The following is a 20,643-nucleotide window of genomic DNA, read 5'->3' on the forward strand; positions in this document are numbered from 1 at the left end:
CGTTTGCGCCGGGGCGCAGTCAGCCAGAAAAATAGCTCCCGTCCCGGGTCAAAAACAGCCGGGAAGAAGTGGACACGCAGGGGTGAGGGGCAATGATGGCAGATGGCTTTGACGGTCTGAAGGCGACTTTAGTCTGAAACTGACTGGCGATTCTTCGGCCTGCGATGGGCTCAAACCAGGTGCCGGCCAGTGGCTCACGACTGCGAAATCCCCGGTTTCATTGGGTGAAAACGCCGGCATAGGGGTTTTCCCTATACCCCACGGGCCCCGTCCCTACGGCATTTGCGCCTTGAACGGGGCGGTTTAATCCTCCATCATCCGTCACCTGCTTATTCAATGGACGGAATTCAAGGCATGCTGGACGCCAACGCTACCCACATTACCCTTACGCTCGAAGGCGCCTCCGCCGACCTGCAAGTGCTCAGCTTCACCGGTCGCGAAGCCCTCAACGAGCCTTTCCGTTTTGACCTCGAACTGGTCAGCGCCCGCCCCGACCTGAAACTCGAAGAGCTGCTGCACAAGCCTGGCGTCCTGACCTTCGGCGCCACCGGCGAAGGCCAGATCCATGGCCTGGTGTATCGCATCGAACAAGGCGATTCCGGCAAGACCCTGACCCGCTACAGCATCAGCCTGGTGCCGCAACTGGCCTATTTGCGGCACAACCATGACCAGCAGATTTTCCAGAACCTCACGGTGCCGAAGATCATCGCCCAGGTGCTGGAAGATCGCGGCATCCTCGCCGACGCCTACAGTTTCCAGCTCAACGCCGAGTACCCGCAACGCGATTACTGCGTGCAGTACGACGAGTCCGACCTGCACTTCATCCAGCGCCTGTGCGAAGAGGAAGGCATTCACTTCCACTTCCAGCACAGCAGCAGCGGGCACAAACTGGTGTTCGGCGACGACCAGACGGTGTTTCGCAAACTCAAGGCCGTGAGCTACCAGCAAGACTCCGGCATGAGCGCCGACAAACCGGTGATCAAACGCTTCAACCTGCGCCTGGAAACCCGCACCACCCGCGTCAGCCGCCGCGACTACGACTTCGAAAAACCGAAGATCCTGCCCGAAGGCGCGGTCAAATCCGAGTTCGCCCCGGACCTTGAGGACTACGATTACCCCGGTCGCTTCACCACCCGCGAGCGCGGCAAATTCCTCTCGACCCGCGCCCTTGAACGTCATCGCAGCGACTACAAACTCGCCGAAGGCAAAGGTGACGAACCGACCCTGACCAGCGGCCATTTCCTGACCCTGGCCGAACACCCGCGCGGCGAATGGAACGACTTGTGGCTGCTGCTGGAAGTCTTCCACGAAGGCAAACAACCGCAAGTGCTCGGTGAAAACGTCACCAGCGACGTCACCGACAACAAAAGCGATTTCCACCAGGGCTACCGCAACAGCTTCCTCGCCACCCCATGGGACGCGCACTACCGCCCTGCCCTCGAACACCCGAAACCCAAAGTCCTCGGCAGCCAGACCGCCATCGTCACCGGCCCGGCCGGCGAAGAGATCCACTGCGACCAGTACGGCCGCATCAAAGTCCAGTTCCACTGGGACCGCGACGGCCAGTCCGACGACAAAACCACCTGCTGGCTACGCGTCGCCAGCGGCTGGGCCGGCGCGGCCTACGGCGGCATTGCCATCCCGCGCATCGGCATGGAAGTCCTCGTCACCTTCCTCGAAGGCGACCCCGACCAGCCACTCGTCACCGGCTGCCTGTACCACAAAGAAAACGTCGTCCCCTACGACCTGCCGGCAAACAAGACCCGCAGCACCTTCAAAACCCTCAGCTCCCCGGGCGGCAAGGGCTACAACGAGTTTCGGATTGAAGACAAAAAGGGTGCCGAGCAGATCTACATCCATGCCCAGCGCGATTGGGACGAGAACATCGAGCACGACCAGAAGATCCGCGTGGGCAATGAGCGGCATGACACGGTTGAGGCCAACACCTACAGCGAATTCAAAGTCGAAGAGCACCGCATCACCCATTTGAATCGCGTCAGTGAAATGCGCGCAGATGATCACCTGACCGTCGCAGTCACCCAGCACCTCAAAGTGGGCACGGCGCAATTCGTCGAAGCCGGCAGCGAAATCCATTACTACGCCGGCCAGAAAGTCGTCGTCGAAGGCGCAATGGAACTGACCGCCAAAGCCGGCGGCAGCTTCGTCAAGGTCGACGCCGGTGGCGTGACCATCAGCGGCGCCGAGGTGAAGGTCAATACCGGCGGTGCGCCGGGCGTAGGTACGCCGGCCGCGCCGTTGCTGCCAGGGCCGATGAAGGTGGCGGATGCGGATAAGGCGGGCAAAGCACCGCTCCCCGCTCGTCTCAATGAATCAGGCATCACACCGTTGTGCGGCAAACAGAGTAACGGCGCTTGCAGCCGTAAGGATTGCACATGCATGTAAAAGCGCTGAGCGCTCTGCTGGCAGAGCCTCGCTACAACTTCTCGGATCTGCCCGCTGCCAGCGAATCGCTGTGCTTCATCATCGATCAGGGCCTGCAGCCGCAAGCCTTGAGTCGGCTCTACCGAGTAGGTGAACCCGTTGTTTCCCAAGGGCTGTTCTTCGGTACTGACTTCGCCGAAATTCCTGAGGGGCCGTTGTGGTTGATCGCCTCCAGAGGCAGCAAACTGGCTGCAGAAGCGACAAAACTTTGTGAGGAACACTTTTCGGGAATTGCGATCTCAACACCTGACCCGGAAAAAGCCCTGGCTCACGCACGCTGGCTCCTCAGAGTCAACGACGGTTCTGGCGGGCAGAGTTTGTTGAGCTTCCACAAACCGAGCCTGTGGGCAGCATTGGCTTACACCGCCGGTAAAACCTTTGACCAGTTACTGGGTTGCTGGAGCGCCGTTTACTCCCCGGCGCCAAAGAACTTCGGCGAGCAGCGTGGTCCATGGTTGGCCTGGATAGCCAACAAAGAATCGACATGGCCAGGTGACAAAGCACCATTCAACCTTCCGGAGGCAGCCGCGCAAGTTCAAGCTCGCCTCGGCTGGGTGTATTGGGTAGACGAGGAATACACAGCTTTTGAAGAGCCAAGTGATGATCGTCTGAACGATATCGCCGATAACCTCGACCTGCTGCTCAAGAGCAACATCTATGAAGGTGATCACCTGCTCAAGCTTGGACATGCCGTGAACGGCCCACTGTTTGAAACACAGCCGGAGATCATGGCGATCCTGCAATCAAAGGACGAGTCGTTTATCAAAGTAGATCGGCTCCTGGAATCAGCCGCCGTCGCCCAACGTTAACGGCGACGCGACAACAGAACGGAATCACCATGGAAATCACGAATCACGCCGTCATGCCCGGCGAAACCCTGAGCCAGATTGCCTCGCGCTACAACAGCACCGTGGCGCAACTTCGCCAACTCAACCCATTCATCACCGATCCGAACAACGTCAAAGTCGGATGGAACCTGAGCGTCCCTAAAAGCGCGCAAACCGCCTCAGCTTCACCCGCTGCTTCGACACCCGCTGCGCCTAAAGCGCCTGCCGAGACGGCTCCGAATGCTGCAACGCAGTGCTCTGCGGAAGACTTGGTTGAGCTGGATCCGGTCAAGGACTCTCCCGATGGTTCCTCAAAGACCTTCAAGCCTCACGCCCCACCCTGCTCCAAGACTTTTGCGAGCGCCATTTATGCGACAGAGGAACAAGAGTTCTGGCTACTCCCTGAGCGGGCAAAGTCCGCCATCAAAGAGTCGATGTTCGCGCTGGAGAAAATGATCGCACCAAACAAGGCGCGTGATGCACGCCTCAACGGGCTGCAGGAGTCAGGTCTACTTCAATACTTCCTCGAACCAAAGTTGAGCAATTTCCTCACGGGCGCTCAGCGCACGCGTATGGAAGAGTTCGAGGCGATGGGAGATGAGATCGAAATCGATCCCGCAACCGCTAAGAAAAGACAAAACGAAGCCAATCGAAACAAGCCGGTAGCCGCACCTGCGCAACCTCCGCAGGAAGACACTGCACAATCGCGCATTGACCGTTTGAATGCGGACATAGCTACCCAGCAAAATATTCGCAAAGAGTTTGTAGATTTCCACAAACGGCGGACTGAGTGGCTTGAGCTGAAAAAGGAAGCGATAAAAGCGGCGAAGCTTCAGGGCTACTCCTACGAAAGTGGATCGCTGTACTCCAAGGAGGCAATTGAAGCCCGCGCGCGCGTGCAAGCATATCTTGAAGCGCGAAAAAAAATACTCAGCAATAAAGACTTCAAACAAGTTCCCCTTGAAGACGTTGCAAAGGCGCTAGCTGAGCAGAAAAAAAGTTACGAAAGCATATGCAGCGGTATGAGCGACTGTACAGCGGACATGTCTGGGTATGTCTACACGCTGATCAAGAACGCCGACGCACTGAATTACCATGCTTACACTGAGTCCATCATCAAAGTTTCGGAGTACGGTATCGCACTTCCGGAGTTCGCGCTTATCAGTGACGGCCTTCCATCGGGCATCGCGCAATTCAAGTTGTATCTGGACACAGAGAAGAAGCAGGCAGAAGTCACGGCTCAGCTTCAGGAAAAATACAAACGCTGGATCGAGGCGACCGGTCAAAATGCCCAAGCGCCTGCGGGCTTGGTTGACGTGGAGCGAGCCGAGTGGGATCGCCTGCAAAAAATCAAGGACGACCTTCAGGCAACAGCCCAAAGTAATGTCAGTGCAACCAAGCCTGGGCGTCATCTCATCTGGGAGCCAGAAGAGTTCCAGCCTAAACCCGTCGACCGCATGGTTAAACCCGGGTTTCCTCTTCGAGAGGTAAGCCTTTCGGACGCCAAGGGTACGCCTTTGGGCTGGTTCAGCATGACAAACCTGAAAGATGCTAAAAAAATCCTGAAGGAGGATGGAAAAAGTTTAGGCGGCTCGTTAAAAAAGGTCGTAAAAAGCCCACCTACCGACGCGACAGAAGATTCTGATAAAAACAGTGAAACCAGCTCATTCCGCGAATGGCTCCTCGCGCAGGGCGCAGTCAAGTTCAGCGACCAAGTAGGTGACTGTTTTGATGAAAAGGGCTGGTTTAAAGCCAACGATTTCTACACTTATTTGAAAAAACAGGGCTACACCGTCACTGAACTGGAGAACAGTGCAGCGTTGACCAGTTGGGGCAAGCACCTGCAGCAGTTGGTCTTCCGGAAAAGCGTTCGCGGAAAAATCCGACTCTTCGATAACAGCCCTCAGGCGCAATTCGTCCGCTGCCTGACTCCTCCCCAGCCAAGCATTCACGGTGAAGTAAAGCTGGAAGGCCCCAAAATGTCCGCGGCCGAAGGCTTTCAGATGTCGGCCAACGTAGGTCTGAGCCTGGACCTGGCACGCGGCGAAGTACAGTTGATGAAAATCGACATGCCTGCCAAAACGAGCGCTAAAGATATAACGCTGGATTATTCTTTGGACGGCGTGCCGCAGAAAATGAGCTTCGGCCGGTTCTCCTTTCACTTTGGTGTGAAAGCTTGGGGGTACGCCGGGGCATCGCTGCTACTGGCGGGTACTGTCGAGTTGAGCCCCATCCTCGGCAACGTCAAATACGGCGCCTCCCTCAGCCCGGTCAAACGCGCACAGCGTGAAGACGCATCAGCCAAAGAAGAACGTGCAGATCACGATGCGGCCAAGAAAGCCAAGGCCGACAGCGGCGACAACAGCCCTACTCCCGATCTTGAACACAAGTCCAAATCCGGAACCGTGGCCAGCACCAAAAGCACAGACCAAGTGCTGACCGGGCGTGCCGCCAATGTCCAGATCGAAAACGGAGCGAAAGCGACTTTCAATGTTTTCGGAGGCTTGCAAGCCGCCATCGAACTCACCGGCGCACTGAACTGGGCACCACCTAAAGAACTGATCGCACTGCGCACCGCTCCAACAATGGGTATCGGCAGCGATAAAGACGCGAAAAAAGCCAATCCATGGCTAACCCTTGCCAAGCTGAGTGGGTCTGTGGGCGTTGCGCTGGGCGCAGGATTCCAGGGAACGGCGCAGATTTCTGTGGATAAGGGCCGCTTTATTCTCAATCTGAAGGCTGCGGTAGTGCTGGGCCCAGGTGCTAACGGCAGCTTTAAGTTTGAGATTGGTTATGAGGCGGTGGTTGATATCATCAACTTGTACCGTAAGGAACTTCACAAGACTAAAGGTAGTAAGGTCGAGTGGATGGATCCTGAAGCGAGTGAATATGCGTCAGCGCTTAATGCATTGGGTGCTGCCGGGTTGAACGTGGCGATGGCGTACATGATGCGTTGGGATGTTGTGATGAGCCTATATGAGGCGCTGACTCGTAGTGGCAAGGGTGGCCCAATTGCGGATGCGATTGTTGAGTACGGCAACCAGAGCGAGCTAGAGGACTGGTGTATTAATGCAATCCCTAGCGCATTGGGCCCGCTACTTAGAACATTAAGTAGCCCGCCTGAGGCGTTCTCTGTAAATAGCGAAGGTTCAAAACGGACATATCCACAATCGGAAGCTCATGCACTTCAACAGAAAGCCATCGAGCGGATTTTAGGTTGGATTGTTAAAAACGCACAGAAGAACAACACTATTGACAAAGCACAAAGCCAGTTTGAGATGGCGTGTATGTCGATGAATGAATTCGGCGTAAGAGCTGCTAACTCAGAGCAAGATTACTGCAAGAATCGATTTGCGCTAGATAGCTTCATGGCAGAAGGCGTTCAAAACTTACTAGACAAACAAAGCAACAGTGCCAGAGAGCGTTACAAAAATCACGTAAGGCTGCTTGGCGCAAACCTTTCAGAGTATTGCCAGAAAAATTTCGTTCCTCGTCCAAACTACTCTAGTAGTGGAGCGTCACCATTTTTAAGAAATTTCTAATGAGCACAGAAAATATGAGTATTTATAAGGCGCTTCGCTCGCTAATCATCTGGTCTGTTATTTTCTCTCAGAGCGTAAGTACTGCAGCATTTGCTTCCACGCCAGACAGTCAGAGTAACCGCAACAAAATTAGCGGAATCATCTTATACAACCAATTAAAAATCGACGCTGCCATTCCACAATTAGAAAAAGACGCAAAGGCCGGCGATATAGATTCCCAATATTACTTAGGAGAGGCTCTTCGAAAGCGGAATCGCTACATGACGAGCGAAGCACAGCAATGGTATGAAAAAGCTGCGAACAATGGGTCTATATTTGCGATGATTCAATTAGGTCGCCAAAACAATGATCTTTGCAAAAAAATGAACAACTGCCCCCCGAGCGAAAAATCAAGCGCCGAATGGTTGAGCCACGCAAAAGATCAAGCTATGAAGGGAGCAAGCAAAGGCGATCCTGAGTCTTTGTATTTGATGTATGAAATAACTTTCGATCGTACCTGGTTAGAAAAATCGGCTAGCTCAGGCTACGCACTCGCGCAGTATTGGATGGCCGTCGGTGATCGGCAAGGTGAGGGGTTTTTCCTTCTTCCCGGGAAGCGGGAAGCATCAGTAAGCCGATGGTTGAAAGCGGCTTCTGAGGGAGGGAATCCAAAAGCAATGATGGATTACATTGAGATCCTTTATAAAAACAACGATCTCGAGGGCGTCCGTCATTGGCTTCAAGTAGCGGCTGAAACAGGGGATCAAAAAGCAATCAGCAGCTATGGCTCTTACCTTGCTCATGCGCCTGATCAGGTTGGTTACCCTTTGGATTTGGTTAAGGGCTATGCACTGATTAGCCTGCTCAAAGAGCTGGATGGGGGTGGTGCCATTCAGGATTTCGTTCAGGATACTCTTGAAGAGATTGGGGCGAAGATGACTTCCGAACAGATTGAAAGCTCAAAAGCAGTCGCTAAAAAATGGAAAGACAGTCACCCGCCCCTCTCCTTTTTCCCCGACAAACTGGGACGTTAAAATCAATTATTTCTGCGAAAGAAATGCCGTAAATAACGGAAAGAGTGAGTTGTATGAACTCTACTTCAACCTCACTCATTCGCTTCTTGCTACAACATCAAGCCGGCGCCTTCCAATCCAGCATCTGCTGCTGTGCCACCTGCAGCAAATCATTGCCGTCCTGCGCCAGCAGGTACAGCGCATGGGTAATGTGTGGAATGTCCTGAACATCGCCATGCCGGAAGCACATGCAATGCAGAGTTTCGAGCAGGTCGCTGCAGGCGCGGATGCGCTGGACGGCGGACTCGAGGATGTCTTTGGGGGTTGGCTAGGGTGTTGATGACAATTGGCGCGCTGTCGGTGACGCCGCTGTTTAGCGGGTGATAGCGGTTTGGAACCGGATTTAGTATTGGCATATTGATTACTCGATTGTTTCGAAAGTAACCCGCCAGCACCGTGACCAAACGATGGGAGGCGGACCGTGTACAGGCTTGGTCAACCGAGAACAATCAACTCAGCTCGCCCGAAGGCGTCCTGCACACGGCCACCACAGCAATGCACTACACGGTCAAAGAACTCCGCGGTGCAAATGATGGCACATATGCAATCGATTATTCTCAGGTGACCAAACCCGAATCGCTGATTTTGCAGCGACGCCAAACCATAACCGCCCCGTTCCCGCCGCCGGAAGCAGACAAAGCATCCATCCTTGTAGGAATCGGCACCGCATCCCCAAGAAATCCTCCCTCTGCCAGACAGCCGGCGTTCAGCCAGGTTAACCATCGCTTAACGCCGCAGTCCAAGACTTTACTGAACCGCACACCTCAGCCCCTGGCTGGCGCCGAGTGCGGCAGGTTCGGCCGTATGGCGCCGAACGCTCATTCCGTCGCACGGGAGTCTGATTCATGAACATTCGCACGCTATTGTTTACCTCCGCCCTCGCCTGCAGCGCATTCGCCGGGCTGGCTCAGGCCAATGACACCAACGCTGCTACCCAGCCCGTTCCCTATCAGTACGGCATGCCGTTGCATGTGAACAAAGTGATTTCCCTGACCGAGCCACAGACTCAGCAGTGCAAGGTCATCACCGCCGACATGAAGTACATCGACAATGCAGGCAAGCCGGCGGAAATCACCTACCGGAAAATGTCTGACGCCTGCAGCTTCCAGAACTGACAGAAGGCTCTGATTTGCGGCTTTGCGGTAGGCGGTGAAGGGTTCGCGGGTTATGCTCGGGGTCACTTCTCACTGCCGCAAGGACACGCCATGCAGTTGTCGTTTCGCACGTTGTCGATCATCACGTCTTTGTTGTGTTTCGTGCTGGCGCTGGCTTGGGGCTTTTTCCCGCAGGTGTTGCTGGCGATCTGGAGCATTGAGTATTCGTTCGCTGCCGGTTTTGTAGCGCGGCGCAGTGCGGTGCTGTTTGCGGCGTTGGGGGTGATGTTTTATCTGGTGCGCAGCGCACCGCCGTCGCTGGGTCGCAATGCCCTGAGCAACGGGTTTACCGTCGGTTGTTTTGGTCTGGCGGTACTGGGTTTTGGCGAATGGCTGAACGGCCATGCTGGCCCCGGGATTCTGCTCGCGGTGTTGGTCGAGTTCGCGCTGGGCCTTGGCTTTGTGCAGGCCCGGCGCGTGACGGTCGAACTGGGTGAAACGGTGAGTTAAAGCGCTCTGGAGCGAGGACTGTAATGCTGTGGCGTGGTTTGTTGCGCCAGATCCGAGCGCAGGCCGGCAATCAGTTCGTTGATCTCGCGACAGCCATTGAGATGGCTGGCGTCGATACCGCTGACGTGCAGATCAACCTGGTCAGTCTGGTGGTCGCCGAAGACCTTGACGGTCATCGACAGGTCTGGCGACAGCGTGCACTGGCAACGTTTAGGCAGAAAACTGCTTTCAATGATATTGCGTAGTTCCAAGGCAGACAGAAACATGGTGAACCTCTCCTTATTGATGAAACTGCCAATCAACTCTTCACGTTGACCGCTTTTGCTGCCCCTTCACGGGTGTGTCCCCGCTGATTCCCTGGTGCGGCAAACGGTTGTACTGCGAAATGCCCATTGGAGTGTAGGCGCCCGAAGCCGGTGCGCTGCACCAAAGCGACGCATAAAACGTGCCTTTCATCGGGTCATTTCGACCCTCATGAAATCAAGCACTTGGCGCGGTGGCCAGCAGTTGGCCAGTTGCAAAATGCAAGATCGACTCTCCTGAGCACTGCAATTTGCAAGTCGACGCCGGTTTGCATTCATCGCTGATGACAGTGAGAATGCCCGACATCCACCCTACACCCGCCAGGAGGCTTTCATGGGTTCTTTACGCGCTCGCGCGACAATCGGTCTGCTCGTTGCTGGCCTGTCTACCCTCGCCCACGCGGCCAAACTCGAAGACGTCGCGCCGTATCCCAAGGCGGAAAACGGCTTCACCCGCCAAGTCATCTACCTGCCCAAACAGGATCAGGAGGAGAACTTCCAGGTTGAAGTGCTCGCCGGCAAAACCCTGGATGTCGACTGCAATCGCCAGCGCCTGGGCGGCGCTCTGGACGAGAAAAACCTCGAAGGCTGGGGCTATCCGTTCTACCGTCTGGAAAAAGCCATTGGCCCGATGAGTACCATGATGGCCTGCCCACCCGGCACCGCGAAGAAACGCGCGTTTGTTCCGGTCGTCGGTGACGGCTTCATGCTGCGCTATAACAGCAAGCTGCCGCTGGTGATTTACGCGCCGAAAGATGTCGAGGTGCGCTATCGCATCTGGTCGGCTTCGGACAAGGTCGGCACCGCCATCGTGGAATGATCTGAAACAGGGAGCACCAACCGTGATTACCTGCCATGTGCGATACGTGATCGATCCGTACCAACTGACCGAATTCGAGGCCTACGCCAAGGCCTGGCTGGGCATCGTCGAGCGCTTGGGCGGTACTCATCACGGCTATTTTCTGCCCTCCGAGGGCGCGAGCAACATCGCTTATTGCCTGTTCAGCTTTCCTTCGCTGGCCGATTACGAAAGCTACCGGCACATCGCGCTGACCGACCCGGAAAGCACGGCGCTGGTGGAATCACTGGTGCAGAAGAAATTCATCGTCAGCTACGAGCGCAGTTTCCTGCGCCCACTGCTGCCCTGAGCGGTATCACGCCGGGACGCCGCACACCGCGGCGCGCTCGGCGACGTGGCGCAGGCTGTCGAAGTTGATATTCGCGCCGGAGTCGATCGCGACGAAGGTCTGCCCGCGAACACCGCTGCGTCCCACGTATTGCTTTATCCCGGCCACCGCCAATGCCCCGGAAGGCTCGGTGATCGAGCGGGTATCGTCGTAGATATTCTTGATCGCCGCGCACAGCTCGTCATTGCTGACAGTGACCACCTCGTCCACGCAAAACCGGCACACCTCAAAACCATAAGCGCCGATCTGCGCCACCGCCACGCCATCGGCGAACGTTCCGACACTGGGCAACACAACGCGCGCATCCGCTTGCAGCGCCGCCTTCAGGCAGGCCGAGTGCTCCGATTCGACACCGATGATCCGCACCTCCGGACGCAGGTATTTGACGTAAGCCGCGATGCCGGCGATCAGGCCGCCCCCGCCCACCGGAACGAAGATCGCATCCAGCGGCCCCTGATGCTGACGGAGGATTTCCATGGCCACCGTGCCTTGGCCGGCGATCACGTCCGGGTCGTCGAATGGAGAGACAAAGGTGCGCCCGGTCTGCTCGGCGAGTTGCAGCGCATGGGCCAGGGCAAACGGAAAACTCTCGCCGTGCAGCAGCGCCTCGGCACCCCGGCTTCGTACCCCAAGCACCTTGAGTTCCGGCGTGGTCGAGGGCATGACGATGGTCGCCGCGATCCCCAGTTCCCGCGCTGCCAGAGCTACGCCTTGGGCATGATTGCCCGCCGAAGCGGTGATCACCCCGCGCGCCTTTTGCGCATCGCTCAATTGCACCAGCTTGTTGTAGGCGCCACGAATCTTGAAGGAGAACGTTGGTTGCAGGTCTTCGCGCTTGAGCAGGATCCGGTTGCCCAGCGCCTCGGACAGCGCCGGCGCCGCTTGCAACGGCGTACGCACGGCAATGTCGTAGACCGGCGCGGCGAGTATCTTTTTCACGTACTGCTCAAGCAGGGCTTGCTGGTCGGGGCTGTATTTCATCGTCATCTCCGTGCGCTCTGTGTAGGAGCTGCCGGAGGCTGCGATCTTTTGACTTTGTATTTCTCAAATCCAAAGCAAGATCAAAAGATCGCAGCCTTCGGCAGCTCCTACAGGGAGCCATCGTTGTTAAAACCCTGGAGACAGAAAATGAAAACCCGCCTCTAGGGCGGGTTGGGTGCTGCAGTCGTGAGCTAGCCCGCCAAATGAGGAATGGCGGTAATAATGCTTGGCTGGCAGCGCAATACGGTGGAAGTCATGGGCCTGAAATTAGCCCGGCGGCGGCCGGCGAGTCAATGGCTTATTTGCGGACGCCAAGGTAGGCTGGCGATTCTGCTCATCACCCCAAGGAAGGAATGCATGATGTCTGTCGCCCTGCCCCTCACTGCGTTGATTGCGTTTACTGGCTACACCGTATCGGTGATGCTCCAGGCCGAACAGTCGTTGATCGACTTCGGCCTCAGCCTGATGTCGCGTCCGGACACGGCGCAGGTGGTGGTTGATCTGTATCTGCTGGCGACGCTGGCCGGGGTATGGATGGTCAAGGATGCGCGAGCGCGGGGGATGTCGGTCTGGTCCGTGGTGCCATATCTGTTGCTGACGGCGGTGTTTGTGTCGATTGGGCCGCTGCTGTATCTGGTGGTGCGTGGGGTTCGGGAGCAGAGGAAGTCTGCTGAGGCGACTCAAGCGAGCTAAGCCTGATTTTTCCTGCTGAATAGCTATCGCTGGCAAGCCAGCTCCCACAAAGACTGGAGTTGCCTGCAAGGTTCGCGCCCCCCCAAAAAAACTGTGGGAGCTGGCTTGCCAGCGATGGCGTAGGCCAAGTCACCACAGATCACTTGGCCAGCCGCCGCAACCCAAACAACATCCCCCCTGCCCCCAACATCATCAACAGCAGAAACGCCGGGTAGGAAATCCACCAAGGCGTGCCCGCCGTCATCATGCTGAATTCCGACATCCCGCCAATGCTCGCAATCAGGTTCAACGGCAGAAACACCACGTTGATCAACGTCAGCTTGCGCAGCAGGTTGTTCATGCTGTTATTCATCAAGTTGCCACGCGCATCGATCAGCCCGGAGAACACCGTGGAGTAGATCTCCGCCTGCTTGTAGCACTGGTTATTTTCGATGATCAGGTCGTCGATCAGCCCGATCGCCTCGCTGCCGAAATGCTGTTTTTCCGCATGATTGCGCAGCCGCGTCAGCACCGCGCCGTTGCTGTGCAGGGCATTGATGTAATAGATCAGGCTTTCGCTGAGGTTGAACATCTGCACCAGGTGCTGGTTCTGCATCGAGGCGTTGAATTTCTGTTGAAGCTCGCGGGCCACCAGTTTGATCACCTTCAGATGGCCAAGGTAATGGTGGATGTTGTAGAACAGCAAATCGAGCAACACATCCAGCGGCGCGTTGAGCGGCTGGCGCGTGCCGATGCCGTGCAGCGGCGTGTCGTCGGTAGCGATCACCAGCAGTTGGCCGGGCGCAAACAGCAGGCCACAGGACGACACTTCAAACGCCAGGCTGCCACCACCGGAATAGTTTTCCGGGCGTTTCCAGATCAGGAACAAGTGATCGGGGTGAAACTCGATTCGCGACACTTCGTCCGGGTCCAGCGCCGAGGCCAACGCGTGTTCGTCGACCTTGTAGTGGCTGTGGAGCAAATCGCGCTCGGCCGCATCGGGATTGCTGAACAACATCACCTCGGCGTCCAGCCGCTCGACCCGCTGCAGTGCGCCATGACTCAATGCGAAACTGCTGATCATCGGCGTTTCACCAAGCCTGGCCGCGACGTTTGAGCTCCAGCCGTCGCACGAACTCTTCCAGCACCAGTGAATACAGATCGTCCTGCAAGTAGGCGTCTTCAATGCCGGCGTCGAGGTTAGGGTTATCGTTGACCTCAATCACCACCACTTTGTCGCCGGCCTGTTTCAGGTCCACACCGTAGAGGCCATCGCCAATCAGGTTGGCGGTCTTGACCGCCAGTTCCACCACCGCTCGCGGCGCCTCGTGAACGGCCAGGGTACGGCACTCGCCGTTGATGTCCTGGCCCTTGGCTTTGTGGTTGTAGATTTGCCAGTGTCCCTTGGACATGAAGTATTGGCAGGCGAAGATCGGTTTGCGGTTGAGCACGCCGATGCGCCAGTCGTACTCGGTATAGAAAAACTCCTGAGCCAGCAGCAACACCGAGTGCTCGAACAGTTCGGCGGTGGCTTCGAGCAACGCCTGCTGGCTTTCGACCTTGATCACTCCGCGAGAAAAACAGCCGTCGGGGATCTTCAGCACCAGCGGAAAACCGAGGCGTTCGCCGACCCGTTCGAAGTCTTCCGGTCGTTCCTTGTAGAGAATTTCCGTGGCGGGCATGCCCAATTGATGGCTGTTGAGCAGGTCGGTCAGGTAGACCTTGTTGGTGCAGCGCAGGATCGACGTCGGATCATCCATGACCACCAGCCCTTCGCTTTCGGCTTTTTTCGCGAAGCGATAGGTGTGGTTGTCGACGCTGGTGGTTTCGCGGATCAGCAAGCCGTCGTACTCAGCGATCCGCGCGTAATCCTTGCGTTCGATCAGCTCGACATCGATGCCCATGCGCTTGCCGACCCGGACGAAATTTTCCAGTGCCTTGGCGTTGGATGGCGGCAAGGCTTCCTGCGGATCGTGCAGGATCGCCAGGTCGTAACGCGCCACTTGTGGCGAGCGTGGCGCCCGCCAGACTTTACGGCTGAAGCCGTCCAGCGCATTGGCGAACTGGTCTTCCTGATCGTCGCGCAACTTGTGCAGCGCGCCGGACTTTATGCCTTCGATGTGCCAACCGTTAGTTCGACGAAACTCAACTAACAGGATCGGACACGGAAATACTTCGAATAACTGTCGAGCCAGATCCTGCAGCGGCTCGATATGGGTCTTGCCGAAGTAAAGTGTCAGGGTAAAACCTTCGGTATCGCTGTAAAGGTGATGACTGAGGGCTTTTTCCAGGGTTTTATCTAGGTCGTCCAGTGCCAGACCGTAAAGCGATTTTTTCGTCAGTTCGCTGATCGTGCGCACCGATGGAATTACTTTGTGGCCGCGGGCCTCAGCCAGCAGCGAGCAGTAGTAACCGTGGCCCAGGTACTTGTAGCTGCGGCACAGATTGATCACCTGCACCCGCTTGCCCGGCTCGTTGTCACGGGTTTGCTCAAGGTACTCCTGAGCCGTGACGATGTCCTCGCTGGGAAAGTACGAGGCCCAGTCTTCCTTGCGTTCGACGATAATCAACACTTGACTGGAAGTTCTGATGGCTGGATTTAAAAAAGTTGCCGCCGGCAAACTTTGCTCGGATACTTCGCGCCAATGACCCTGTACCGCTGACATAGAGATTGATCCGTTGGAGAACAAGACCATTTCTATTAAGCACGAAGTTTTTCGAAAGTCCCGTTTCGTTACGCAACTTTTACGGTGGTCATATGAATGCTGTTTTTCGTTTGGCGGTAGTTGAAGATCTGCCAGCGCTGCTGGCCCTGGAAATACAATGTTTCACCACCGACCGGCTCACCAGCCGCAGCTTTCAATGGATGATCACTCGCGCCCACGCGCAATTGCTGGTGGCCGAGTTTGACGGTCGATTGCTCGGCTACGCACTGGTGCTGTTTCATCGCGGCACCTCGCTGGCGCGCCTGTACTCGATCGCCATTGCCGGGGAAGCTCGCGGCAGCGGATTGGGCAAACAGTTGCTGCAACGTATCGAGGCCTGCGCCGTCGAGCATGACTGCGCATACCTGCGCCTGGAAGTGCGTATCGACAACCTCACCGCCATCGCGCTTTACGAGCGCAACGGCTACCGACGCTTTGCGTTGATTCATGATTACTACGAAGACCACGCTGATGCGTTGCGTCTGGAAAAGCGCATTGTTCAGCACCGTGATTCGCGCAACATCAAGGTGCCCTATTACCCGCAAACCACTGAGTTCACCTGTGGCCCGGCTTGTCTGCTGATGGCCATGGGCGCGCTGCAACCTGAGCGCTTGCTGGAGCGGCGTGAGGAATTGCAGATCTGGCGTGAAGCGACCACGGTGTTCATGACTTCCGGCCATGGTGGCTGCAGCCCCCAGGGCTTGGCACTGGCGGCCTGGCGACGGGGGTTTCGGGTGAGTCTACAACTGAGTATGGCCGGACCGTTGTTTCTCGATGGCGTGCGCGATGAGCATAAAAAAGACGTCATGCGCCTGGTGCACGAGGAGTTCACTGCGCAAATGCACGAAACCGACATCGATCGGCAGATTGGCACCCACCTGGATTTGCCGAAGTTGTTACAGGCTGGCGGACAGCCTCTGGTGCTGATCAGCAGCTATCGCCTGACCCGCTCCAAATCACCGCATTGGGTCATGGTGACCGACTGCGATGAAGACTTCGTTTATCTGCACGATCCGGATGTCGATCACAGCCAGCATCGTCAGCCGATGGACTGCCAACACGTGCCGGTCAGCCATGGCGAGTTTGAGAAGATGAGCCGGTTTGGGCGTGGCAAATTGCGGGCGGCGGTGGTTTTGTATGCCCGGAATGAAATCTCTGGCTGACCCGTTGTAGTGAGGGGATTTAGCGAAACGTCGCACCGCCCCGATGGCGCGCGAAGCGAGCCCTCCTGAATTTTTAAGGGCCTGCTGCACAGGCCATCGGGGATAAGTCCCCTCACTACAATTGAGACTGAGTGTCTGAAGTGAAGTTATTTCAGACCGATTTTGTACAACGAACCATCCTGTTCATCCGTCAGCACGTACAGATAGCCATCCGGCCCCTGCCGCACATCGCGAATCCGCTGTTTCAGCTCACCCAGCAGCCGTTCCTCGTGCACCACCTTGTCCCCGTCAAACTGCAAACGAATGAGCTCCTGACTAACCAGCGCGCCGATAAACAGGTTCTGCTGCCAAGGCTTGAAGCGGTCAGCATCATAGAACGCCATCCCGCTGACACCGGGTGATTTCTCCCAGACATGGTGTGGATCAACCGCACCCTCGACACTCTTGCCCTTGGCTTCCGGGATCGGTTGCAGCGAATAATTGATGCCGTGGGTCGCCAGCGGCCAACCATAGTTTTTTCCGCGCTCGATGATGTTGACCTCATCGCCGCCACGGGGGCCGTGTTCGTTCTCCCAGATGGTGCCGTTCCATGGATTGAGCGCCGCGCCCTGCGGATTGCGCTGGCCGTAGGACCAGATCTCGGGACGCACGCCGGACTGGCCCACGAACGGGTTGTCATCCGGCACCTTGCCGTCGGGGAAGATCCGCACGACCTTGCCCTGCAGCTTGTCGAGATCCTGTGCGGTCGGTCGGTCGTTGTTTTCGCCCAGGGTGATGAACAGATAACCGTCGCGGTCGAACACCAGTCGTGAGCCAAAGTGGTTGCCGGTCGAGAGTTTCGGCTCCTGACGGAAGATCACCTTGAAATCACTGATCGTCTTCAAGTCGTCTGACAGTCGGCCGCGCCCCACCGCCGTTCCAGCCTTGTCCCCGGCGCCACCGCCCTCGGCGTAGGACAGATAGACCAGTCGATCCTGTTTGAAGTCCGGCGACAGCACCACGTCGAGCAAACCGCCCTGGCCCTTGGCCCAGACCTTCGGCACGCCACTGATGGGCTCGGAACGCTTGCCGTCGGCTGTAATCAGCCGCAGGGTTCCCGGCCGCTCGGTCACCAGCATGCCCTGACGATCCGGCAGAAACGCCAGCGCCCAAGGGTGCTGGAGGCCTTGAGTAATCGTGGTGACTTCAAGGGTGCCCTGCTCGCTTTGCAGCTCTTGGGGGGCAGCGGCGAAAGCTGGAGCGCTGATCAGCGCGCCGGCGCACAGCGTGGCTAGAAGGGTTTTACGCAACATGCACGATTCCTTTTGTTCATTTCAAAGGCTGACAGGAACGCAGTCCCGTCGTTCAACGGTTGCTGTCTCCATCGCGTGGCGCTGGGTTGGGGATGAATCTGGGCGGCGTACTCGGAACCGAACGTTGCTGCTGACCATTGCCAATCCCGCCGTTGCCAACGGTGGGCGTACTGGGTACCGGCACCGTATTCGGCCCGCGAATCGCCGGCGCGCTGGGCTGCGTGCCCTGCATGCTGTTGGGATTGGCCCGGCGGATCGGGCTGTTGTAGGGATTGTTGTTGGTGCCGGTGGGACTTTGCGCCAGCAATAGCGGCGCGGACGGTGCCGCGACGCCGGCATGCGCCAGACCTGCCCCAAGGAGCAGAGCGATAATGCCTGGCAGTAGTCGTTTCATGGGGTGGCCTCTCGATGCACAGGTGATAGAGCCTTCGAGTCCACGCTACGCCCCGGGTTCGGATTTGTTAACCCGTCGCCCTTAAACAAGATGTAACACGGCTTGACCGGCAACGCCGCGCGCCACGCAAATGCCGGAAACTTTCGCACTGCGCCACAGGTCACCTGATTATCACTTGGAGAACTCACCATGGCTCGGGCAATCTGGAAAGGCGCGATCAGTTTCGGACTGGTACACATCCCTGTCGCGCTGGTGTCGGCAACCTCTTCGCACGGCGTGGACTTTGACTGGCTCGACAGCCGCAGCATGGATCCGGTGGGTTATAAACGGGTAAACAAGGTCACCGGCAAGGAAGTCACCAAGGAACACATCGTCAAAGGCGTGGCTTATGAAAAGGGCCGCTACGTGGTGCTCAGCGAGGAAGAAATCCGCTCGGCGCACCCGGTGTCGACGCAGACCATCGACATTTTCTCCTTCGTCGATGCCGAGCAGATCCCGCTGCAGAACATCGATACGCCTTATTACCTGGCCCCGGACAAACGCGGCGGCAAGGTCTACGCGTTGCTGCGTGAAACATTGAGCAAAACCAACAAGGTCGCCCTCGCCCGCGTCGTCCTGCACACTCGGCAATATCTGGCGGCACTGATGCCACTGGAATCGGCGCTGGTGCTGGTCAAACTGCGCTGGCCGCAGGAGGTGCGCGGCCTTGATGAGCTGGAACTGGGCAGCGAAGTGACCAAACCGCAACTGGCCAAGGGCGAGTTGGACATGGCTAAACGTCTGGTGCAGGACATGAGCGGCGACTGGAGCCCGGAGGATTACAAGGACGAGTTTGAGGACAAGATCATGGCCCTGGTCGAGAAAAAGGCCCATGAAGGCAAGATCGAGGATGTCGAGACCGTGGGTGGCGAGGAAGAGCGCAAGTCTGCGGATGTTATCGACTTGACCGAGTTGCTTAAGCGCAGTCTGGGCGGGAAAGCGCCGACCAAAGCGAAGGCAAAAGAAAAGCCTGCCAGCAAGGCGGCCCCGGCGAGAAAGACTAAAAAGGCTTCGGGGGCGTAGTCAGATGCGGTTCCTGTCAGGAAGCTGACAGGTTGGCTTTGAGAGACTCATCGCCAGCAGGTAGCTCCACACAGTTGGAATTCCACTGTAGGAGCCAGCCTGCTGGCGATGACATAAACAGGCGCGGTACAGCAGTCAGATCAGAATGAAGATCGCAAGCAAACCGCCAAAGATCGCCCACTTTTCCATGTAATAGCGCGCGCGATTACGTTTTTTCAGCTCTTTACCACGCAGGCGAACCTTGTAGATTTTGGTAAACAGGCGGTTGATCCCACCGGTGCGGTCACCGGCGTCATTCGGCGCACCGGCCGCGGACATCACGGTACGGCTGAACCAGCTGTTGAACGCCGCCGCCCAGCGATATTTCATCGGGCGCTCGATGTCGCAGAACAGGATGATGCGGTTCTTGTCGGTGGTGTTTTCGGCGTAGTGGATGTAAGTCTCATCAAACATCACCGCTTCACCGTCGCGCCAGTGGTAGCTCTCGCCATCGACATTGATGTAGCAACCGGCATCATTCGGCGTGTCGAGACCCAGGTGGTAGCGGTACGAACCGGCATACGGGTCACGGTGGCGAACCAGTTTCGACCCCGGTGGCAGCTCGGCGAACATCGCCGCCTTGATCGAACCGATGCTCTGCACCAGCTCAGTGGTGCGCGGGCACAGCTTCATCGCCGACGGATGGCTCTCGCCGTACCATTTCAAGTAGAAACGCTTCCAGCCGCTTTTAAAGAACGAGTTGAAACCGACGTCATCGTATTGATTCGAGCGCTTGATCTCACCGGCACGCAGCAGATCCTGCCCTTCCTGGCGAATTTCTTCCCAATGCGCCTGCAACGGGCTCAGATCCGGAAACTCGGACGGATCGAGATACGGTTTGTTCGGCTTCTTCGAAAACAGGTAAAGGAAGCAGTTGATCGGGGCCAGAAACGTCGAGTGATCGCTCAATTGACGGCCCAGTTTGTGACGCACACGGCCACGAAGGTGAACGTATGCAATCGAAATGACATAAATAGCGGCAATGATGAGTTTCACGGAAATCGTCACACGTCAAAAGTGAACAAACTGCGCGCCTGCCGGCCGGAGGCCCAGGGTCTGATGCAGTGGCATGAATACAAATACTATCCCGGTGGCACTTCCTTGAGCCCATGCCGTTAGCGGCTATTGGGTAATCGGATGGCATTTTAGCCATACTTTGTAACCAATAGTGAACCTGATCTGTGAAAAACTGTCCGCTGAATCTGCCAAACAGCAGGCGCGACGTCATCGCCCTATCGTTTAAAGAGCCAGACCAGTACAATCGCCGCCAAACTTTACGCGCCCCCCTTGGTTGATGACGGGACTGTCCCGCTTCAGCGCACTTTGACTCGGGCCAAGCGCTCCAGCCGCACCCTCGCTACTCAGAATGCTTCGCAGGA

The 20,643-nt window shown here is 56.9% G+C and carries 17 protein-coding genes and 2 pseudogenes; 11 read left to right on the plus strand and 8 right to left on the minus strand.

Translation table 11 applies throughout. The features are described 5' to 3' along the window. Window positions 1–354: 354 nt before the first annotated feature. The 4 genes from JN524_RS02035 to JN524_RS02050 are packed head-to-tail and all read left to right on the plus strand — an operon-like array spanning window position 355 to window position 7,824. A complete protein-coding gene (locus tag JN524_RS02035; protein WP_202368296.1) occupies window positions 355–2,403 on the plus strand; it encodes a type VI secretion system Vgr family protein in 2,049 nt (682 codons plus the stop codon). After that, a complete protein-coding gene (locus JN524_RS02040; protein ID WP_202368297.1) occupies window positions 2,394–3,251 on the plus strand; it encodes a DUF4123 domain-containing protein in 858 nt (285 codons plus the stop codon). Before JN524_RS02035 ends, JN524_RS02040 begins: the two co-directional genes overlap by 10 nt. A gap of 29 nt (window positions 3,252–3,280) precedes the next feature. Then, a complete protein-coding gene (locus JN524_RS02045) occupies window positions 3,281–6,811 on the plus strand; it encodes a LysM peptidoglycan-binding domain-containing protein (protein WP_237402913.1) in 3,531 nt (1,176 codons plus the stop codon). Continuing rightward, window positions 6,811–7,824 carry a tetratricopeptide repeat protein gene (locus JN524_RS02050; RefSeq protein ID WP_237402914.1) on the plus strand — a complete coding sequence of 338 codons (1,014 nt, stop codon included), beginning with the start codon at window positions 6,811–6,813 and terminating at the stop codon, window positions 7,822–7,824. The genes JN524_RS02045 and JN524_RS02050 overlap by 1 nt, the downstream gene beginning before the upstream one ends. A 97-nt stretch (window positions 7,825–7,921) precedes the next feature. Here the strand turns inward: JN524_RS02050 and JN524_RS27225 are convergent. Further along, window positions 7,922–8,219, minus strand: a pseudogene (locus tag JN524_RS27225) (hypothetical protein). A gap of 489 nt (window positions 8,220–8,708) precedes the next feature. On the opposite strand from JN524_RS27225, the gene JN524_RS02060 reads away from it, so the two are divergent. Both JN524_RS02060 and JN524_RS02065 read left to right on the plus strand, forming a co-directional pair. Next, the gene (locus JN524_RS02060; protein WP_202368300.1) at window positions 8,709–8,978 is read left to right on the plus strand and encodes a DUF2790 domain-containing protein; all 270 of its coding nucleotides are present in this window, start codon (window positions 8,709–8,711) and stop codon (window positions 8,976–8,978) included. A gap of 90 nt (window positions 8,979–9,068) precedes the next feature. Beyond that, window positions 9,069–9,467 (plus strand): hypothetical protein, encoded by a 399-nt coding sequence (locus tag JN524_RS02065; protein WP_202368301.1) that lies wholly within the window; start codon window positions 9,069–9,071, stop codon window positions 9,465–9,467. Here JN524_RS02065 and JN524_RS02070 read toward each other — a convergent pair. Beyond that, on the minus strand, window positions 9,464–9,733 hold the full coding sequence (locus JN524_RS02070) for a DUF1652 domain-containing protein (RefSeq protein ID WP_007964586.1): 270 nt from the start codon (window positions 9,731–9,733) through the stop codon (window positions 9,464–9,466). The genes JN524_RS02065 and JN524_RS02070 overlap by 4 nt on opposite strands. Window positions 9,734–10,103: 370 nt before the next feature. Here JN524_RS02070 and eco point away from each other — a divergent pair, with 370 nt between their 5' ends. Both eco and JN524_RS02080 read left to right on the plus strand, forming a co-directional pair. Then, the gene (eco, locus tag JN524_RS02075; RefSeq protein ID WP_202368302.1) at window positions 10,104–10,589 is read left to right on the plus strand and encodes a serine protease inhibitor ecotin; all 486 of its coding nucleotides are present in this window, start codon (window positions 10,104–10,106) and stop codon (window positions 10,587–10,589) included. Between the two features lie 22 nt (window positions 10,590–10,611). After that, a complete protein-coding gene (locus JN524_RS02080; RefSeq protein ID WP_003225174.1) occupies window positions 10,612–10,917 on the plus strand; it encodes an NIPSNAP family protein in 306 nt (101 codons plus the stop codon). A 30-nt stretch (window positions 10,918–10,947) separates the two neighbouring features. Here JN524_RS02080 and ilvA read toward each other — a convergent pair. Continuing rightward, window positions 10,948–11,943, minus strand: a pseudogene (ilvA, locus tag JN524_RS02085) (threonine ammonia-lyase, biosynthetic); the annotation flags it as partial. A 351-nt stretch (window positions 11,944–12,294) separates the two neighbouring features. Between ilvA and JN524_RS02090 the strand changes: the two are divergent. Beyond that, the gene (locus JN524_RS02090; RefSeq protein WP_202368304.1) at window positions 12,295–12,630 is read left to right on the plus strand and encodes a DUF2834 domain-containing protein; all 336 of its coding nucleotides are present in this window, start codon (window positions 12,295–12,297) and stop codon (window positions 12,628–12,630) included. Window positions 12,631–12,769: 139 nt separating this feature from the next. Here JN524_RS02090 and JN524_RS02095 read toward each other — a convergent pair whose 3' ends face one another. Both JN524_RS02095 and JN524_RS02100 read right to left on the minus strand, forming a co-directional pair. Then, complete coding sequence (locus tag JN524_RS02095; protein ID WP_202368305.1) at window positions 12,770–13,693, minus strand: magnesium transporter CorA family protein; 924 nt, start codon at window positions 13,691–13,693, stop codon at window positions 12,770–12,772. Window positions 13,694–13,700: 7 nt separating this feature from the next. After that, complete coding sequence (locus JN524_RS02100; protein WP_237402915.1) at window positions 13,701–15,275, minus strand: RimK family protein; 1,575 nt, start codon at window positions 15,273–15,275, stop codon at window positions 13,701–13,703. 92 nt (window positions 15,276–15,367) lie between these two features. On the opposite strand from JN524_RS02100, the gene JN524_RS02105 reads away from it, so the two are divergent. Beyond that, complete coding sequence (locus JN524_RS02105) at window positions 15,368–16,477, plus strand: peptidase C39 family protein (RefSeq protein ID WP_202368306.1); 1,110 nt, start codon at window positions 15,368–15,370, stop codon at window positions 16,475–16,477. A 146-nt stretch (window positions 16,478–16,623) separates the two neighbouring features. On the opposite strand, the gene JN524_RS02110 is transcribed toward JN524_RS02105, so the two are convergent. Then, window positions 16,624–17,769, minus strand: a complete 1,146-nt coding sequence (locus JN524_RS02110; protein WP_202368307.1) for a PQQ-dependent sugar dehydrogenase — start codon at window positions 17,767–17,769, stop codon at window positions 16,624–16,626. 52 nt (window positions 17,770–17,821) lie between these two features. Then, complete coding sequence (locus JN524_RS02115) at window positions 17,822–18,163, minus strand: hypothetical protein (protein WP_202368308.1); 342 nt, start codon at window positions 18,161–18,163, stop codon at window positions 17,822–17,824. 189 nt (window positions 18,164–18,352) lie between these two features. On the opposite strand from JN524_RS02115, the gene ku reads away from it, so the two are divergent. Further along, window positions 18,353–19,225: a non-homologous end joining protein Ku gene (ku, locus tag JN524_RS02120; RefSeq protein ID WP_202368309.1), complete on the plus strand. Its 873-nt coding sequence runs from the start codon at window positions 18,353–18,355 to the stop codon at window positions 19,223–19,225. A 135-nt stretch (window positions 19,226–19,360) separates the two neighbouring features. On the opposite strand, the gene lpxO is transcribed toward ku, so the two are convergent. Beyond that, window positions 19,361–20,260, minus strand: coding sequence for a lipid A hydroxylase LpxO (lpxO, locus tag JN524_RS02125; protein ID WP_027612715.1), 900 nt, complete (start codon window positions 20,258–20,260; stop codon window positions 19,361–19,363). Window positions 20,261–20,643: the final 383 nt, after the last annotated feature.

Source organism: Pseudomonas sp. MWU318 (assembly GCF_016756945.1).
In the GTDB taxonomy this organism is placed as follows: Bacteria; Pseudomonadota; Gammaproteobacteria; order Pseudomonadales; family Pseudomonadaceae; genus Aquipseudomonas; species Aquipseudomonas putida_A.

Bases quoted from the DNA above. Each gene is read 5' to 3' on its own strand.
- JN524_RS02035 (WP_202368296.1), top strand. From the start codon at position 355: ATGCTGGACGCCAACGCTACCCACATTACCCTTACGCTCGAAGGCGCC.
- JN524_RS02040 (WP_202368297.1), top strand. From the start codon at position 2,394: ATGCATGTAAAAGCGCTGAGCGCTCTGCTGGCAGAGCCTCGCTACAAC.
- JN524_RS02045 (WP_237402913.1), top strand. From the start codon at position 3,281: ATGGAAATCACGAATCACGCCGTCATGCCCGGCGAAACCCTGAGCCAG.
- JN524_RS02050 (WP_237402914.1), top strand. From the start codon at position 6,811: ATGAGCACAGAAAATATGAGTATTTATAAGGCGCTTCGCTCGCTAATC.
- JN524_RS02060 (WP_202368300.1), top strand. From the start codon at position 8,709: ATGAACATTCGCACGCTATTGTTTACCTCCGCCCTCGCCTGCAGCGCA.
- JN524_RS02065 (WP_202368301.1), top strand. From the start codon at position 9,069: ATGCAGTTGTCGTTTCGCACGTTGTCGATCATCACGTCTTTGTTGTGT.
- JN524_RS02070 (WP_007964586.1), bottom strand. From the start codon at position 9,733: ATGTTTCTGTCTGCCTTGGAACTACGCAATATCATTGAAAGCAGTTTT.
- eco (WP_202368302.1), top strand. From the start codon at position 10,104: ATGGGTTCTTTACGCGCTCGCGCGACAATCGGTCTGCTCGTTGCTGGC.
- JN524_RS02090 (WP_202368304.1), top strand. From the start codon at position 12,295: ATGATGTCTGTCGCCCTGCCCCTCACTGCGTTGATTGCGTTTACTGGC.
- JN524_RS02095 (WP_202368305.1), bottom strand. From the start codon at position 13,693: ATGATCAGCAGTTTCGCATTGAGTCATGGCGCACTGCAGCGGGTCGAG.
- JN524_RS02100 (WP_237402915.1), bottom strand. From the start codon at position 15,275: ATGTCAGCGGTACAGGGTCATTGGCGCGAAGTATCCGAGCAAAGTTTG.
- JN524_RS02105 (WP_202368306.1), top strand. From the start codon at position 15,368: ATGAATGCTGTTTTTCGTTTGGCGGTAGTTGAAGATCTGCCAGCGCTG.
- JN524_RS02110 (WP_202368307.1), bottom strand. From the start codon at position 17,769: ATGTTGCGTAAAACCCTTCTAGCCACGCTGTGCGCCGGCGCGCTGATC.
- JN524_RS02115 (WP_202368308.1), bottom strand. From the start codon at position 18,163: ATGAAACGACTACTGCCAGGCATTATCGCTCTGCTCCTTGGGGCAGGT.
- ku (WP_202368309.1), top strand. From the start codon at position 18,353: ATGGCTCGGGCAATCTGGAAAGGCGCGATCAGTTTCGGACTGGTACAC.